At 39.0% G+C, this 14,227-nt stretch carries 12 protein-coding genes and 1 pseudogene; 1 reads left to right on the plus strand and 12 read right to left on the minus strand.

The features are described 5' to 3' along the window. Nucleotides 1-76: 76 nt before the first annotated feature. The gene (locus tag A6E03_RS08420) at nt 77-694 is read left to right on the plus strand and encodes a deoxynucleoside kinase (protein WP_065600617.1); all 618 of its coding nucleotides are present in this window, start codon (nt 77-79) and stop codon (nt 692-694) included. Between the two features lie 305 nt (nt 695-999). Here the strand turns inward: A6E03_RS08420 and A6E03_RS08425 are convergent, their stop codons facing one another. From A6E03_RS08425 to A6E03_RS08475, 12 genes and pseudogenes are all read right to left on the minus strand, one after another. After that, the gene (locus A6E03_RS08425; RefSeq protein WP_065600618.1) at nt 1,000-1,245 is read right to left on the minus strand and encodes a type II toxin-antitoxin system BrnA family antitoxin; all 246 of its coding nucleotides are present in this window, start codon (nt 1,243-1,245) and stop codon (nt 1,000-1,002) included. 28 nt (nt 1,246-1,273) lie between these two features. Continuing rightward, nucleotides 1,274-1,339 (minus strand): annotated as a pseudogene (locus tag A6E03_RS19820) (BrnT family toxin); the annotation flags it as partial. A gap of 164 nt (nt 1,340-1,503) precedes the next feature. Next, entirely contained in the window at nt 1,504-3,135 is a 1,632-nt protein-coding gene (locus A6E03_RS08430; RefSeq protein WP_065600619.1) for a UvrD-helicase domain-containing protein, read from the minus strand. Nucleotide 3,136: 1 nt separating this feature from the next. Then, entirely contained in the window at nt 3,137-4,840 is a 1,704-nt protein-coding gene (locus A6E03_RS08435) for an ATP-dependent endonuclease (protein ID WP_065600620.1), read from the minus strand. A gap of 176 nt (nt 4,841-5,016) precedes the next feature. Beyond that, nucleotides 5,017-5,616: a hypothetical protein gene (locus A6E03_RS08440; protein ID WP_065600621.1), complete on the minus strand. Its 600-nt coding sequence runs from the start codon at nt 5,614-5,616 to the stop codon at nt 5,017-5,019. 276 nt (nt 5,617-5,892) lie between these two features. Beyond that, nucleotides 5,893-6,360 carry a GIY-YIG nuclease family protein gene (locus A6E03_RS08445; protein WP_255310612.1) on the minus strand — a complete coding sequence of 156 codons (468 nt, stop codon included), beginning with the start codon at nt 6,358-6,360 and terminating at the stop codon, nt 5,893-5,895. A gap of 127 nt (nt 6,361-6,487) precedes the next feature. After that, complete coding sequence (locus A6E03_RS08450) at nt 6,488-7,300, minus strand: FRG domain-containing protein (RefSeq protein WP_255310617.1); 813 nt, start codon at nt 7,298-7,300, stop codon at nt 6,488-6,490. A 216-nt stretch (nt 7,301-7,516) separates the two neighbouring features. Then, nucleotides 7,517-8,725, minus strand: a complete 1,209-nt coding sequence (locus tag A6E03_RS08455) for a hypothetical protein (RefSeq protein ID WP_065600624.1) — start codon at nt 8,723-8,725, stop codon at nt 7,517-7,519. Nucleotides 8,726-8,921: 196 nt separating this feature from the next. Further along, the gene (locus A6E03_RS08460) at nt 8,922-9,461 is read right to left on the minus strand and encodes a GNAT family N-acetyltransferase (protein WP_065600625.1); all 540 of its coding nucleotides are present in this window, start codon (nt 9,459-9,461) and stop codon (nt 8,922-8,924) included. Between the two features lie 243 nt (nt 9,462-9,704). Beyond that, nucleotides 9,705-10,727, minus strand: coding sequence for a formate dehydrogenase subunit gamma (locus A6E03_RS08465; RefSeq protein WP_065600626.1), 1,023 nt, complete (start codon nt 10,725-10,727; stop codon nt 9,705-9,707). Nucleotides 10,728-10,743: 16 nt separating this feature from the next. After that, a complete protein-coding gene (gene fdh3B / locus A6E03_RS08470) occupies nt 10,744-11,352 on the minus strand; it encodes a formate dehydrogenase FDH3 subunit beta (RefSeq protein ID WP_065591186.1) in 609 nt (202 codons plus the stop codon). Between the two features lie 13 nt (nt 11,353-11,365). Further along, complete coding sequence (locus tag A6E03_RS08475) at nt 11,366-14,221, minus strand: formate dehydrogenase subunit alpha (protein ID WP_065600627.1); 2,856 nt, start codon at nt 14,219-14,221, stop codon at nt 11,366-11,368. Between the last annotated feature and the right edge of the window lie 6 nt (nt 14,222-14,227).

Here is a 14,227-nt window from a genome sequence, read left to right on the forward strand (position 1 = left end):
TTAAATATAACCAAGTTCCTTTCATAGGAATGCAAGCTATTAGCAAATAATAATTGAAAGTAATAATGAGGAACAAATGAATAAATTTATCGTTTTTGAAGGGTTAGATGCTTGTGGAAAAACAACACTAAGTTCCCTATATGCGAAAGAAATGAATACTGTCGTACATAATGCGATAGTAGCTGAGGCTAGTGACTTAAGAAAAGTTATTGACTCATACGAATCAAAAGAGTGTGCATTTCTGTTTTTTTTGTTAAATAACTTATTAAAGAGTAATGAAGTATCTAAAAAATTGAAAAATGAAGATATCATATTAGACAGATTCATCTTCTCAACTCTTGCCTACCAAACCATCATGCTTGGAGAAGATATTGTAAAAAGTATTTTTGACAATCTGAAAATTAATAAAAAGATCTATCTTCCAGAAGTAATCGTTTTTGTGAGGGCTGATAGTGAAACAATAAACAACCGAATAGAGACCAGAGGTGGCACGGTTCAATGGTACGGTGATGCTGTTACGCAAAATAACTGTGTTGAATCAGCATATCACAAAATTTTTGAATGGTTTGATATTCCAATTGTAGAGGTCGACACATCAGAAAAACATGGCCGCTCAATACAAGAAAATTACCAACTAATGAAAGATCGGATTGAGCACACTCTTTCGGGAAGAAGTATTTCAAACCGTTTATAGTTCAATAGTTTTCGGTAAGATTGCATAACTATGCGGGTATAAATTACTCGCAAATAAAGCTAACTCTAAGCGTGTTTGAATTATCACTTTAAAAAGCTTGTGCGTTATCTTAAAAATATCGCGCAGCCTAAGATTAATCCCACTAACTTGAATCTGCCTCTTCAGAACATTTAAGCCTGAGAGGCTATTCAGTTCCACTTAAAAGTCAATCAGAAGTAACAACCAAGACATAACCCTTTGTGAAGAAAAAGCTTATAAAAACAATAAAGAGCCCCTTCCTAAATGCTTTGTTAACCGTTTTGATATCAGTGGCTTGCTGCGTGATTCGCCGCTACACTTTCTAACCTTTCAGCTAACCAAACTTTAATAATCGATTGGCGAGTTACACCTACACGATTAGCTTCACGATCTAATGATTCAATCATCCATATTGGAAAATCAACATTTATTCGTTTTTGACTTTGCATTGGACGCTTAGCTTTAGATAAATCTAGATCGCCTAGAATATCGTCGCCATCGTCAAATTTTGCATCAAATTCATTCGCTTTCATAAACCTTTAACTCACCTTTTCTTGAGCGTCAAACCGAACTTATTCGAATGTTTTGACCTCGATATGTAATAACGCCAGTCCAATGTTTACCATTATTACTCAAAAAGTAACTTTCGATGATATTTCAAAAAGACTGCCAACGCCTCATTAAGCGGACTAAAATTGTGGGTTATAATGTGTAGCGAAACGTAACCCACTGTTTTAGTTCTATTTAAATACCTTATTACAAGTACCTTAGTCAGCAATCGTATTAAGGTTTTATCTATATAAACCAGTCAAACCATCAAGCATCATAAATTGTGATTTTTTTCCTTGCTTTATATCGCCCTCATGGTTGAATCGATTTGTACTATTAACAAGAATACAATGTTCCTTTGCACGAGTTATTCCTACAAAATGCAAATTCAAATCTTGTTCCCAACTAGAAAAAACCTCATCGTAACAACCTCTTATGAATTCACGTTTGGGCATTATCCAGTCGTAAAGATCTAGATGAAAAACAATATCAAACTCTAGTCCCTTAGATTTATGTAGTGTCATGATTTGGACTTCATTTTTATTTTCAGGCATATATTGCTTCAAAATATTTTTATCCGCTAGCACGCGATCTAAAGCGTTCACTTCAATCTCAATAACTTTTTCATCCAAAATTTTGTGCGTTAACTCTAAGATTGCATTTTTTATAGTTGAACTATCGCGACCAGAAATTGATTTAATCGAAGTCCTCAAATCTTTCAAACTTGATGGTGAAAAAGAAGAATACTGTTCGACCACCTCAACAACATCATTAATTAATACCTTATGATCCAAATAATAAGCCAACAGGCTACTCATTAATTTAGTTTTTGAAGTATTGATAAGACTCAGTGGATTTTCGCCAAATATCCTATTTGGGACACCTAGTTTAGTTTCAAGGAGGGAAAGACTATTATTATTCCGCACTAAAATAGCTATATTTGAAAGTGATTGTACGATTTTATCAGCAAGCAACTTATTGATACTTTCAGTCAAAGACTCTGCTACATCATGCTGTGTGCCATTTAATACCCATTGATAAACTCGTATATCGCTTGTGGGCAATAGCAAACAATTACTGTCAAAAATACGATTTGCATAGTTAACAATTGAAGGGTGGCAACGATGATTAACATTTACTATATGATGCTCAAACACTTCAGGTTTTGTAATTAGAGCTTGAATATACTGAGGATCACTTCCTCGCCATGCATAAATAGACTGATTTACATCCCCTACGGCTACCGCCTTCAATCCAAGATCTAATATGCTAAGAAACAACTCATGTTGTGGTTGGGATGAATCTTGATATTCATCAATATACAGTGACGTATACTTAGAACTTATATAATTTCTACAAGCTAAAGAGTTAGTAACTATTCGTACAGCAAGAATGCCAATTGACTCTAGAAGAATAATTCCATTATCGTATAACAATTTAAATTTATCTTCATAGGTCATATAGTCATCAGTGTTAAATTCATTTCCAATTTCATCTAACGGTGGCAAGCCTATTTTTTGTTTTTCATTCAGATCGTTATATGATTTACACTCAACGGTATAATCTGACTTTCCATATAATCTAGATATAAATGGGAATATTAACTCAGACAAACAGAAGTGGTCTATTGTCCCAAAGAAACTTGATTTTGTTTCTAATCCGCCTTGCTTACATCGTTGCTTTAACTCTTTACTGGCTTTAACAGTAAAAGTGATACCTATAACGCCTTTATACCCTTGCAAGTCAACCACTTCTCGTCTTATTTTTTCAACGATAATGGATGTTTTACCACTTCCAGGGCAGGCAGTGATAACCATATTAGATTTTGATTCTATCGCTGCATTTTGATCTGGCGTAAACTCAAAACCTATCATTTTATTTCACTCCTTCAGCGATTCTTTTTGCATGAATTAATGGTTGAATTAATAAGCCTGTACTAATATTTTTCAACTGATTTTTATGAAGAACCAAAAACTCTCGCATTCGAATTGCTTTCTGTGCTTGCAGATAGCTTATTGCTACTGATATATCAGTTGTATTTGCATATCCTAATAATTCGCGAGGTAATTCCAAAGCTATATCATATTCAAGATCTACTTGTGAAAGGTATAATCCTAGAGGATTTATTATATTAGAAACATTTGCCCAAACTCCATTTTGAACGAGGCTCTGCGGTGTCGTTTGAATTGTGTAATGAGGATATGGCGCTAACCCCTTAATGTTTAAACATCGATTAATTCCGGCTAGGTTTTTAAGGTCTTTATATGGAACTTTAGATACATCATTATCTGTTCGCATAACCCAAGGTATTTCAAGAGCATCTAGTATTTTTCCGTAAATATCAAATTGAACCCCGTCAACACAGAGAATAGAGATATTAAAATAATCTAAATCAATGCCTGATGAATATGCAAGCTCTTGATAAAATAGTTGCTCAGAAGGACCTTCAACCAGAAAAACGCAATGTGAAAAAAACGCTTCCGCAGGTAAAATGCTCATTCTGTAGCCTAGATTATCCCAAGCAGTACTAATACAGTCAGAACATCCATTATTTGCGGCATAGCTATTACCAGATTTACTTGTAATACGTACAATTGAATTGGGTTTATATCTAGCAGCTATTTGAGGAGAATGACTAGTAATGATCGTTTGCCCTGGCAACTCTTTTATCAAGTAATCAGCCAACTTTCTCTGTTGATGTGGATGAAGATGTGCTTCGGGTTCCTCTACACAATAGAAAGTCACTTCGTGAACAGGATCAAATTCTCTTTCACTTTTTGCTTTCCATAATGCTAATAGAATTTGATTATCTCGCCCATCCCCACCGAGCATTAGCTTCGCTCCAGCGCTAGAAGCACCAAGCTCTAAATTATCAATAAATTGATGTACTTTGATTGCCCCTGAATCTAGATGTACTGAATAGTCATCATAGGAATGTGAAAGTTTTTTCAATTCATCATTCACTAAAGATGTTGACTCTTTTACATAATTTAGACGTCTGACTCTTTCGTTAATAACATTAAGCCCCCTTGATATTTTACTCAGTTGTAAATCATCGTTTGAGGACTCTATGGTGTCACGGCTTTCTTTAGATAAATTAAGTAATTGCTTCTTCTCAATATCTATGAATTTTTTCAAATCACGACGTGATTTCACATACCTTAAATTAATATATTTTAGGTAATAGCGACTAGGTATTTCTTCAAGGTTTGCTTCGTCGCTACCGATATATATTTTATAATCAAAACTATCGTCCGCTACGAATTTAAAAATGGAACAACCATAATCACTCACATGACCTTTTAATGAAGATAGAGCTGCATCTTCATTAATGTCTTTAAAAAAGATCGTAATTGAATATTGCTTGGACTGGCTTCCATCTTCAAATATATGAAAATCAGTGGATTGTGGTTCAATATCTCTTTCTGAAAGAGATTTGTCGAGTAATACCCTAATGGCATAGATTAGGTTAGTTTTTCCGATATCATTTGAACCTATAACGAGAGTACTCTCGTTAAAACGAATCGTTGCTTGAGCAAAATTCCGGAACCCGATAACTTCAACTTTTTCAATTATCACTTAAACATCCTTATAGTTAACATTATCAGAATACAGCGAGCTTCAGGTTGGTACTTGTAACGCCGCATTAAGGTGTAAGCAACGCTACCACAAAACCTAACCATACCACCGTAAATGCAAAACCCAACGATGAAATGAAAAATGCCATGCGTTGGGAATCTGTCTTAAACGCTTTGTTAGCCGAAATTCGACTCTACATCTTCTGATTCTAGAACTTTATTAATCAAATTAAATTGGAACTTACGAATGTTATTTGTTCCACGTAAAGTGTCAATCATTTCTTGTAGTGTACGACCATCGCGTCCAATGATGGTATTTACTGCTTTTACCTTAGATGGAAACGGTGTTGAATAGTAATATTGACGTAAAGTAGCTTGAATATCTGCCAAAGGACCTCCAGGAACTACATCCCAGCAGACAACTAACATGTTAATTGCAGTGTTCAACTCTTTAGCTAAAGGATCCAACTTTTTGGTAGAGGTATCTCCATTACCACCACCTCCTGTTCCATCGGAAACCAGAGGATTAAATAAAGGTAACGGGACTAACTCCGCCAGTTCTAAAAATTCATTGGCTGCATGATCTCCGCAATAGAAAGTACCTTTATCTAAGGGTTCTGTTCTAGATACATAATCAAAACAGTAATAACTATTTGTAAGTGTAATACTCGTACAACTCAACTTTTGTTGACCATTTAGTAACTTTACATGAGCCACAGGTTTGATGATGTAATTATCAACAATTCGTTGGCGACTTTCTGTTCCACGACACTTCATAGCATACAACCCTTATAATATTAAACTATTAAACTATTAAACTATTAAACTATTAAACTATTAAACTATTAAACTATTAAACTATTAAACTATTAAACTATATCTAGATTAATGGGGTTAACTCAACATTTTTGGCTAACGCCCTGTTAAGGTGTGAGCAACGCAATACCGAAGCCACCGCAAACCACCTTAATCACTAAGCGCAACGCATGGTAAAAATGCCACGCGTTGCGAATCACTCTTAAACAGTTTGTTAGGTTAATTGCCAAAGCGAAACTATTTATTGTTTCCACCTTGCTTACCAAAAGCAGGCTTCAAGTCATACGACATCGCATCCTCAATGAGTTGAAGGACTTCTATTGGAGCGTCATATTCAAGAATACGAACCTCATACTTGCCATCAAACCATTGATACATGTGCAGGGAGTAAGTTTTGTTTGGGCAATTAACCAAGTGTTGCCTTAACCGTTTTCGTAAGCCAGTAGTTGAAGAGCCAACATATAGAACATGTGATGGGCTATTTACTTTGCTACATGCTTTAAGCTTTTTCCGCTTAAAATCTACGAATGATTCAAACGTGCTATCTGCACATCCATCAACTTCTTTGATGACATAGATCCCTTTATCGATATCTGGAACCTCATCAAAGCTAGCAACCGTAAAATCAGATTTTGGCTTCGCTGCTTTAGCGGTTTCACAATCTCTAATCAGTCTATCCAAGTATTCCATTACTATTGTTTTCATCCTATTCAGCTAACGCCAAATTAAGGTGTGAACAACGCCAACACCTTGTCTAAAGCATTGTGCAATAAACACTAAACTAGCTTGAAGTGAAAGCGCCGAGCGTTGTGAGTCACTCTTAAATTTATTGTTAGGGCGCATATGTATGGCGTTCTTTTCTTAGCACCTCTTTAGCTAAACCTGATAGATCAGGAAACACCAATGAGTCAGTTATACCAACAGCTTCTAAATCACGAACCATCGTCGGTATTGCGCTGTAAGGTATCATTATTTTGACCAATATATCCCTGATTGGTTCGTAGTAATCTATTGCCCAGATATTTGCACCATGCAAAGTAAAATACCCTGATTGAGCTCGAATACGCTTATCAATGTGATTTGGAGAAATGGCGACGGGCAAAATATTGTTAACTTCACCCTTACTCATTGGGTCAATGTACATTTCCCAATTATCACACTCCTCAGAAATTGAAACTATTCTTTTTTCTAAAATCGATGCTTCGTTAAAAGTTTTAGGACATAAGGCAAAAACAGCTGCAGCATGTTGTGAAAACTCTCCTGCTTGTGAAGATAAGTATTCTTCCAAAGAGATTTCTTCATCATCATACAGCTCACTGTTAGAAGGCGTTGATTCAATAGCAAAATATAGTGCTATCAGAGCATTTGTTGTCCAGTCTAGCAGCCTTGTTGGAACCCCATAATGCTGCATTAAAAACATCCATTCAAATTCATTTTTGGGCTCTTTTTCCAAAAATGGACCTGCTTTCATTTTAAATTCATCAAACATTCGCTCTGCAGAAATCCCACCGACCAACCCACCACCAGAGTTGAACCGTTGATCTGGAGTTACTTTATTTCCACGCCCGTCGGTCAACGGGACTGTGTCCCTCAAAACGGATGGAATCAACCGATGTGAAGCCGACGAATGACCCCGAAACCACATTTGATCGCTCTTTCTCGCGACACTCGATGTCACAGATATATATTCAGATAAACTATTTACTACATATTGCTTCAAAATTGACTCCTATCTTGCGCCCTAACCCCGCGTTAAGTGGTGAGCAACGCAGACCACCAAACCTAAACCATTGTGCCGTAAACACTAAACTCAAAGCAAACCGAAAATGCCAAGCGTTGGGAATCCGTCTTAAACGCTTTGTTAGCCCTGTTTTGCAATACACAACAACCACTTTGAGCTAGTCATCAATTCCGTATTATCAAACCACAAACAACCTATATTTAGCCATTCTAACAGTTCCATTTTACTAACTTCTGGCTTATCAGGTAATAATACCGATAGCCTCCTGTTATCCTGAGCTTTCAAAGTAAAGCTATAATCAAACAACTGACCAATAGCCATTCTTAGATGTGCTTGTTCAGTTGAACTTTTTACTTCGATGAGTAAGTCGAACTTTCCATCGAACTTTTTCACCATAACATCATACATGCACGACTTATCTTTACCTTCCGTCAAAGTAAAATCTGATAATGCTACAGTTAATTGGTTTGTGATTTTATTATGTAGTCTCTTTTGATTGATCTCTCTTGCAGCTGACAAAGAGACAATATCATCATCATCTTTTAATTTAAGAGTTTCTTCTTCTGTAAGCTGAGGTTTAAGCAAGCCCTTTACTGCTGACTTTCCCTTTATCGACAAAAAATCAACCATATCCTGATTTATTTGATCTAAGTCAGCAGCATCATCAATGCCATTTGTACCGATTAACTTGGTCATTGCTTCGTACTGAACACTTAAGCTCTTTTGTTTTACATTGAGCTTCTTTAGAAGAGTTTTAACTCCGTCACTTCCATTTATTAGGGGGAAAAGAATATCAGGATCTAACGAAAAAAAAGTTGGCGTTAGAAAGTGTTCTACACCCATACTTTTAGATGCCTTTCCCTGCAATGGAATCCTACTTAACTTAGAAATACCATTTATTAGCTCAATGCGGTCATCTGCTCCCTGCATAAACAAAGATTTTTTATACATAGGTAGCAACTTATCAAAGTGCTCTTCAACCCATATTAGAACACTATTCCTATACGCATTATAAAATTTTGTAAAACCAGTATGAGACGTTACAAGACCTCGTAATTCTTCTTTGCTAGATTCATTAATAACAAACATCTCAATACTTTCTAACGACATGCTTCTAAAATCAACACCAAAGATGTCAGACAAAGCAGGAATTTTAACACTTGTTATATAAGAAGTGTTTTCTGGCGCATTGCTCTTACTAATCCAAGTGAGTTTCGACAAACCATATAAATGAATAGGCTCGACATCCCCTCTTTCGAAGACATATTGAGCTAAAATACGGACGAGTTTATTCGTACGTCTTTGTCTTTCTGCCCAGTTAATTGACATATAAATACCTCTATTTCAGACGAAGGTCTAACGCTCTTTCTACGACAAAATGTCTTATAGTTCCCTACCACATTTGTCACTAGTTATTCTATTAAGGCATCTCGCCTTTTTCTTAAACTCAAATATATCAACACCATAAACTATATTATATAAGTCGCAGCATTCATCCTATGCGGCAACGTGTCGCTTTATGCGGTTAGCTCACAGGCTTCTTCGATAAACCATAAACTGCATGATTGATAATGCGACCATTCAGGTTTTCTCGATTAGAAATAATGCCTTCTAATGTCATGCCTAAACGCTCACAAACCTTACGGCTTGGTAAGTTGTTCTCGCCTGCTGCTATTTGAATTTTCTCAAGCTGTAAATCTGTGAAAGCAATCTCGATTAACTTAGAGACGGCACGAGTAATAATGCCCTTACCTTGATAAGACTCACTGAGCCAATAACCTATCTCAGCCATTTTTAAATTATGATTAATTGTATTGAAGCTGACATTACCAACCAACTCACCTTGGTACACCATGGCGCAAACCATTCCTTTACCTTCGGCATAATCAAGTAACGATTTACGCACAAAGCGTAGAAAGAAATCCTCAGACTTTGCGTGTGACGGCCAAGCTAGCCATTGAGATAAATAGGCTTCTTCCTTCGAGACGATCTCAAAGTACTTTTTCGCAAAAGAGGGCTCAATAAGTGCCAATTTCAATTCACTGTCAACTTCTACTGTAAACATAAGCCATCCTTTGAGGTGGTCATTCATAATGCGTACACCATACCATTTGCTGGGTAAATTTCATGTAATTTCTTTTTGTTTTGCCTTTAACTTCTCATTTTCATTAAAACCCAATCTATTGATAATATTAACTATAAATGGTGAGCTTTCTCTTTTACCCAATCACTAGATACAAAAAAGCCGAGCAAGTTACCCTGCTCGGCTTTTAGTTTTACCAATTTTCGCTATACGAATATTAACTCGTTATTGGCTGTTTTTGTCTTTTGGCTGATTCTCTGGTAAGTCTTTTACTTCGTCATACCATAAATCGTGGTGTTCTTTAGCCCATGTTTCGTCAACATCGCCTGTCACCATACCTTCTAGTCCCGCTTCCATACCAAACAGACCAATGTAGATGTGGAAGATGAAACCACAAATCAAGATCAGTGCTGAGAACATGTGGATCAAGTTAGACAATTCCATATCACGGCGTAATTGGCCGAAGATTGGGAAATCTAATACAAAACCACTGATCGCTGCGATTGCACCAAACCAGATTAGAAGCCAGAAAATCGCTTTTTCACCACCGTTTGAGAAACCTGCTGATGGATGCGAGCCTTTATGCTTACCAACCATGCCGCCCATTTTTAGGAACCATTGAATGTCTGTCTTGTTTACGATGGATTTTCTCCACCATTTCACTAAAACAGTCATTAATAGAATGCCAAAGATTGGGCCCATGTAGTTGTGATACTGCTTCGCGGCATAAATGATCATGCCCCAAATATCGGTCGGTAATACTGGTTTTAAAAAGTGCTTACCATAGACCAAACATAATCCACTGAACGCCAGTGTTAAAAACGTGAACGCCATGCTCCAGTGCAATGCACGGTCCATTTTGCTCCAACGTTGAATTCGACGTCCTGTTTTTGGTTTGCTTAATTTTAGGGGACCAATGGTAAAATACGCCAGTGTCACCATTGCTAAACTACCAAAGATCGCTAATGCACCTAATGGTGACATCCACTTCTCTTTTAACACATACCACGTTTCGCCAGCCGTACTGATAAGTACGCCATGCTCTGGTGATTGTGAAGTCGTGTAGCCTTCTTCGCCCGCTCTTACTTGACGCCAAAAATCAGCACCACCAAGTTGGGTCATCTCTTTCTCTGCACTTTTCGCGGCTACACTGTCATTTGCCATGCTAGGCATAGAAAATGTCAGTGTTAATGCTGCCAATACTGGCAGCAATAACGAAAGAGAAAGACGTTTTAGTTGTTTCAACATCGCTCTCTCCACCGGATTAGCTCTTAGTCGCATCGAACGATAAGTCTTCACCGTTTGTCCAACCCGCGTCTTTTGCGCCACGTTCTACAACACGTTGACGGAAGATATCAGAGACTTTCTCTGCATCACCAGCAAGCAGTGCTTTGGTTGAACATAATGAAGCACACATTGGCAATTTACCTTCAGCGATACGGTTTGCACCGTACTTATCACGTTCTTCTTGTGAACCTGGTTCTACACCCGGGCCACCTGCACAGAATGTACATTTGTCCATTTTGCCACGCTCAGCAAATGCACCCTGTTTAGGGAACTGCGGCGCACCAAATGGGCAAGCAAATAGGCAGTAACCACAACCGATACAAAGATCTTTGTTGTGACGCACGATGCCATCTTCTGTTTGTTCAAAACAATCCGCAGGACAAACCGCCATACAAGGCGCATCCGTACAATGCATACATGCAACAGAGATTGATGTTTCACCCGGCTCACCGTCGTTTAGTGTTACTACGCGACGACGTTGGATGCCCCACACTAGTGCATCATCATTTTCATTTTTACATGCAGTGACACAGCCGTTACATTCAATACAACGTTTGGTGTCACATAAGAATTTCATTCTAGCCATTTTATATCACCCCTTACGCTTTCGTGATTTTGCATAGTGTCACTTTGGTTTCCTGCATTTGTGTTACAGGATCATAGCCATAAGTGGTTGCTGTGTTTGCTGCTTCGCCAATAACGTATGGAACCGTACCTTCTGGGTACTTAGTCGTTAAGTCTTCGCCTTGGAATTTACCGCCGAAGTGGAATGGTAAAAACGCCAGACCTGGTTTCACACGACGTGTCACCATGGCTTTAACGTGAATTCGACCTTTCTCTGCACCTTCAACCCACACCATTTCACCGTCTTTAAAGCCGATGTCGTTTGCGTCTTTCGGGTTCACTTCAACAAACATTTCTTGTTGAAGCTCAGCAAGCCATGGGTTAGAACGCGTCTCTTCACCACCGCCTTCATACTCAACAAGACGACCCGTCGTAAGAATAATTGGGTATTCTTTTGACTTATCTTGGTCTTGAATTGTTTTGTACAATGTTGGTATACGGAAGTTAGCCGCGCGGTCATCCCATGTTGGGTAATCAGCAACCAAATCACGACGTGGTGTGTATAACGGCTCACGGTGTTGTGGAACACGGTCAGGGAACGTCCATACAATCGCACGTGCTTTTGCATTACCAAATGGCATACAACCGTGTTTAATAGCAACACGTTGAATACCGCCAGATAGATCGGTTTTCCAGTTTTTACCTTCTGCTGCTACTTTTTCAGCCGCAGTCAGATCGTCCCACCAACCAAGTTGCTTAAGCAGTTTGTCAGTGAATTCTGGGTGACCATCTTCAATCTCACACCCTACTGGGTAGCTGTCTTCTGCTAGTAAGCTTTCACCTTCAAATTCCACACCAAAACGAGTACGGAAGTTACCGCCGCCTTGCGCTACAGGTTTAGACGTATCATAAAGAATGTGCGTACCTGGGTGCTTCATTTCTGGCGTGCCCCAACAAGGCCAAGGAAGGCCGTAGGTTTCACCATTAACTGGGCCGCCTTCTGCTTCTAGCGTTGTTTTGTGGAACGTGTGCCAGTTTTGTGTGTGCGCTTTAATACGCTCTGGGCTTTGACCTGTGTAGCCAATTGTCCACATACCTTTGTTGAATTCACGAGTAATGTCTTCAATTACAGGTTGGTTGTTCTCATCAATTTTGATGTGTTTGAACAGTTGATCTGAGTAACCTAACTTTTTAGTCAGTAGGTACATGATCTCGTGGTCAGGTTTTGATTCAAACAACGGCTGAATGACTTGCTCACGCCATTGGAATGAACGGTTTGATGCCGTTACTGAACCGTGCGTTTCAAACTGCGTTGTTGCAGGAAGAAGGTATACGCCATCTGTACGATCATTCATTACTGCTGCAACGGTTGGGTATGGATCAACGATGACCATCATATCCAATTGTTTCATTGCTTTTCTGATCTCAGTACCACGTGTTTGTGAGTTTACTGCGTGACCCCAATAGAACATTGCACGGATATTGTCGTTTTGTTCGATGTTTGCTTTGTCTTCTAAAACACCATCAACCCAACGAGAGACAGGAATACCAAAGTTGTTCATCGGCGTTTTGCCGTTGTATTTACCTTGGTCGAATCGGTTTTGAACCCATGAGTAATCTAGATCCCACACTTTTGACCAGTGTTTCCACGCGCCTTCACCAACACCGTAGTAGCCAGGAAGCGTATCTGAAAGAACACCTAAATCCGTTGCGCCTTGTACGTTATCGTGACCACGGAAGATGTTTGCGCCGCCGCCTGATTTACCCATGTTACCTAGTGCAAGTTCTAGTACACAGTAAGCACGCGTGTTGTTGTTACCTGTTGTATGTTGAGTACCACCCATACACCAAACAACACAACCTGGACGGTTTTCTGAAAGCAGTTTTGCGGTTTCGTATACTTCAGCTTCTGTGACGCCAGTAACACGCTCAACTTCTGCAGGATTCCATTTAGCTACTTCTGTGCGGATCTCATCCATACCAAACACACGTTGGTTAATGAATTCTTGATCTTCCCATTTGTTAGCAAAAACGTGGTACAAGACGCCCCAAATGAAGGCAACGTCTGAACCCGGACGCAATGAAACATAATGATCGGCTTTTGCAGCAGTACGTGTACGACGCGGGTCGGCAACAACGATCTTACAACCATTCTTCTCTTTTGCGATCAGAATATGTTGCATTGCTACTGGGTGTGCTTCTGCAGGGTTCGAACCAATGAATAGCATAGATTTACAGTTATGCATGTCATTGAATGAGTTGGTCATTGCACCATAGCCCCATGTGTTTGCAACACCGGCTACTGTGGTTGAGTGACAAATACGCGCTTGGTGATCGACGTTGTTTGTACCCCATAGTGACGCCATTTTACGGTACAAATACGCTTGTTCGTTGTTGTGCTTCGCAGAACCTAACCAGTACACTGAATCTGGACCTGATTCTTTACGGATCTCAAGTGCTTTGTTGCCGATCTCTTCGATCGCTTGATCCCAAGACAGTTTTACCCATTTGCCATTTTCTAGCTTCATTGGGTATTTTAGACGACGTTCGCCATGACCATGCTCACGCAATGCTGCGCCTTTTGCACAGTGACCGCCTGCGTTAAATGGGTGGTCGAATGCTGGCTCTTGACCAGTCCATACGCCATTTTGTACTTCAGCGTAGATACCACAACCAACAGAACAGTGAGAACAAATTGTACGTTTCACTTCTGTTGGCGCATCAACTGGCACTTCTTTCGCTTGTGCTTTTTTCATCATGCTTGGAACAAACATGCTTGCACTTGCTACTGCACCCGCAGCAATGGTTGAAGTACGCATGAACATACGACGTGTAATGCCCAGCTGGTTCTCTTGCTTTTGTACCGAATCGGAACGTTTAGTCAATTTCATTATTAA

The sequence above is a fragment of the Aliivibrio sp. 1S128 genome, assembly GCF_001691065.1.
Lineage (GTDB): Bacteria > Pseudomonadota > Gammaproteobacteria > Enterobacterales > Vibrionaceae > Aliivibrio.

Bases quoted from the DNA above. Each gene is read 5' to 3' on its own strand.
- A6E03_RS08420 (WP_065600617.1), top strand. From the start codon at position 77: ATGAATAAATTTATCGTTTTTGAAGGGTTAGATGCTTGTGGAAAAACA.
- A6E03_RS08425 (WP_065600618.1), bottom strand. From the start codon at position 1,245: ATGAAAGCGAATGAATTTGATGCAAAATTTGACGATGGCGACGATATT.
- A6E03_RS08430 (WP_065600619.1), bottom strand. From the start codon at position 3,135: ATGATAGGTTTTGAGTTTACGCCAGATCAAAATGCAGCGATAGAATCA.
- A6E03_RS08440 (WP_065600621.1), bottom strand. From the start codon at position 5,616: ATGAAGTGTCGTGGAACAGAAAGTCGCCAACGAATTGTTGATAATTAC.
- A6E03_RS08445 (WP_255310612.1), bottom strand. From the start codon at position 6,360: ATGAAAACAATAGTAATGGAATACTTGGATAGACTGATTAGAGATTGT.
- A6E03_RS08450 (WP_255310617.1), bottom strand. From the start codon at position 7,300: ATGTGGTTTCGGGGTCATTCGTCGGCTTCACATCGGTTGATTCCATCC.
- A6E03_RS08455 (WP_065600624.1), bottom strand. From the start codon at position 8,725: ATGTCAATTAACTGGGCAGAAAGACAAAGACGTACGAATAAACTCGTC.
- A6E03_RS08460 (WP_065600625.1), bottom strand. From the start codon at position 9,461: ATGTTTACAGTAGAAGTTGACAGTGAATTGAAATTGGCACTTATTGAG.
- A6E03_RS08465 (WP_065600626.1), bottom strand. From the start codon at position 10,727: ATGTTGAAACAACTAAAACGTCTTTCTCTTTCGTTATTGCTGCCAGTA.
- fdh3B (WP_065591186.1), bottom strand. From the start codon at position 11,352: ATGGCTAGAATGAAATTCTTATGTGACACCAAACGTTGTATTGAATGT.
- A6E03_RS08475 (WP_065600627.1), bottom strand. From the start codon at position 14,221: ATGAAATTGACTAAACGTTCCGATTCGGTACAAAAGCAAGAGAACCAG.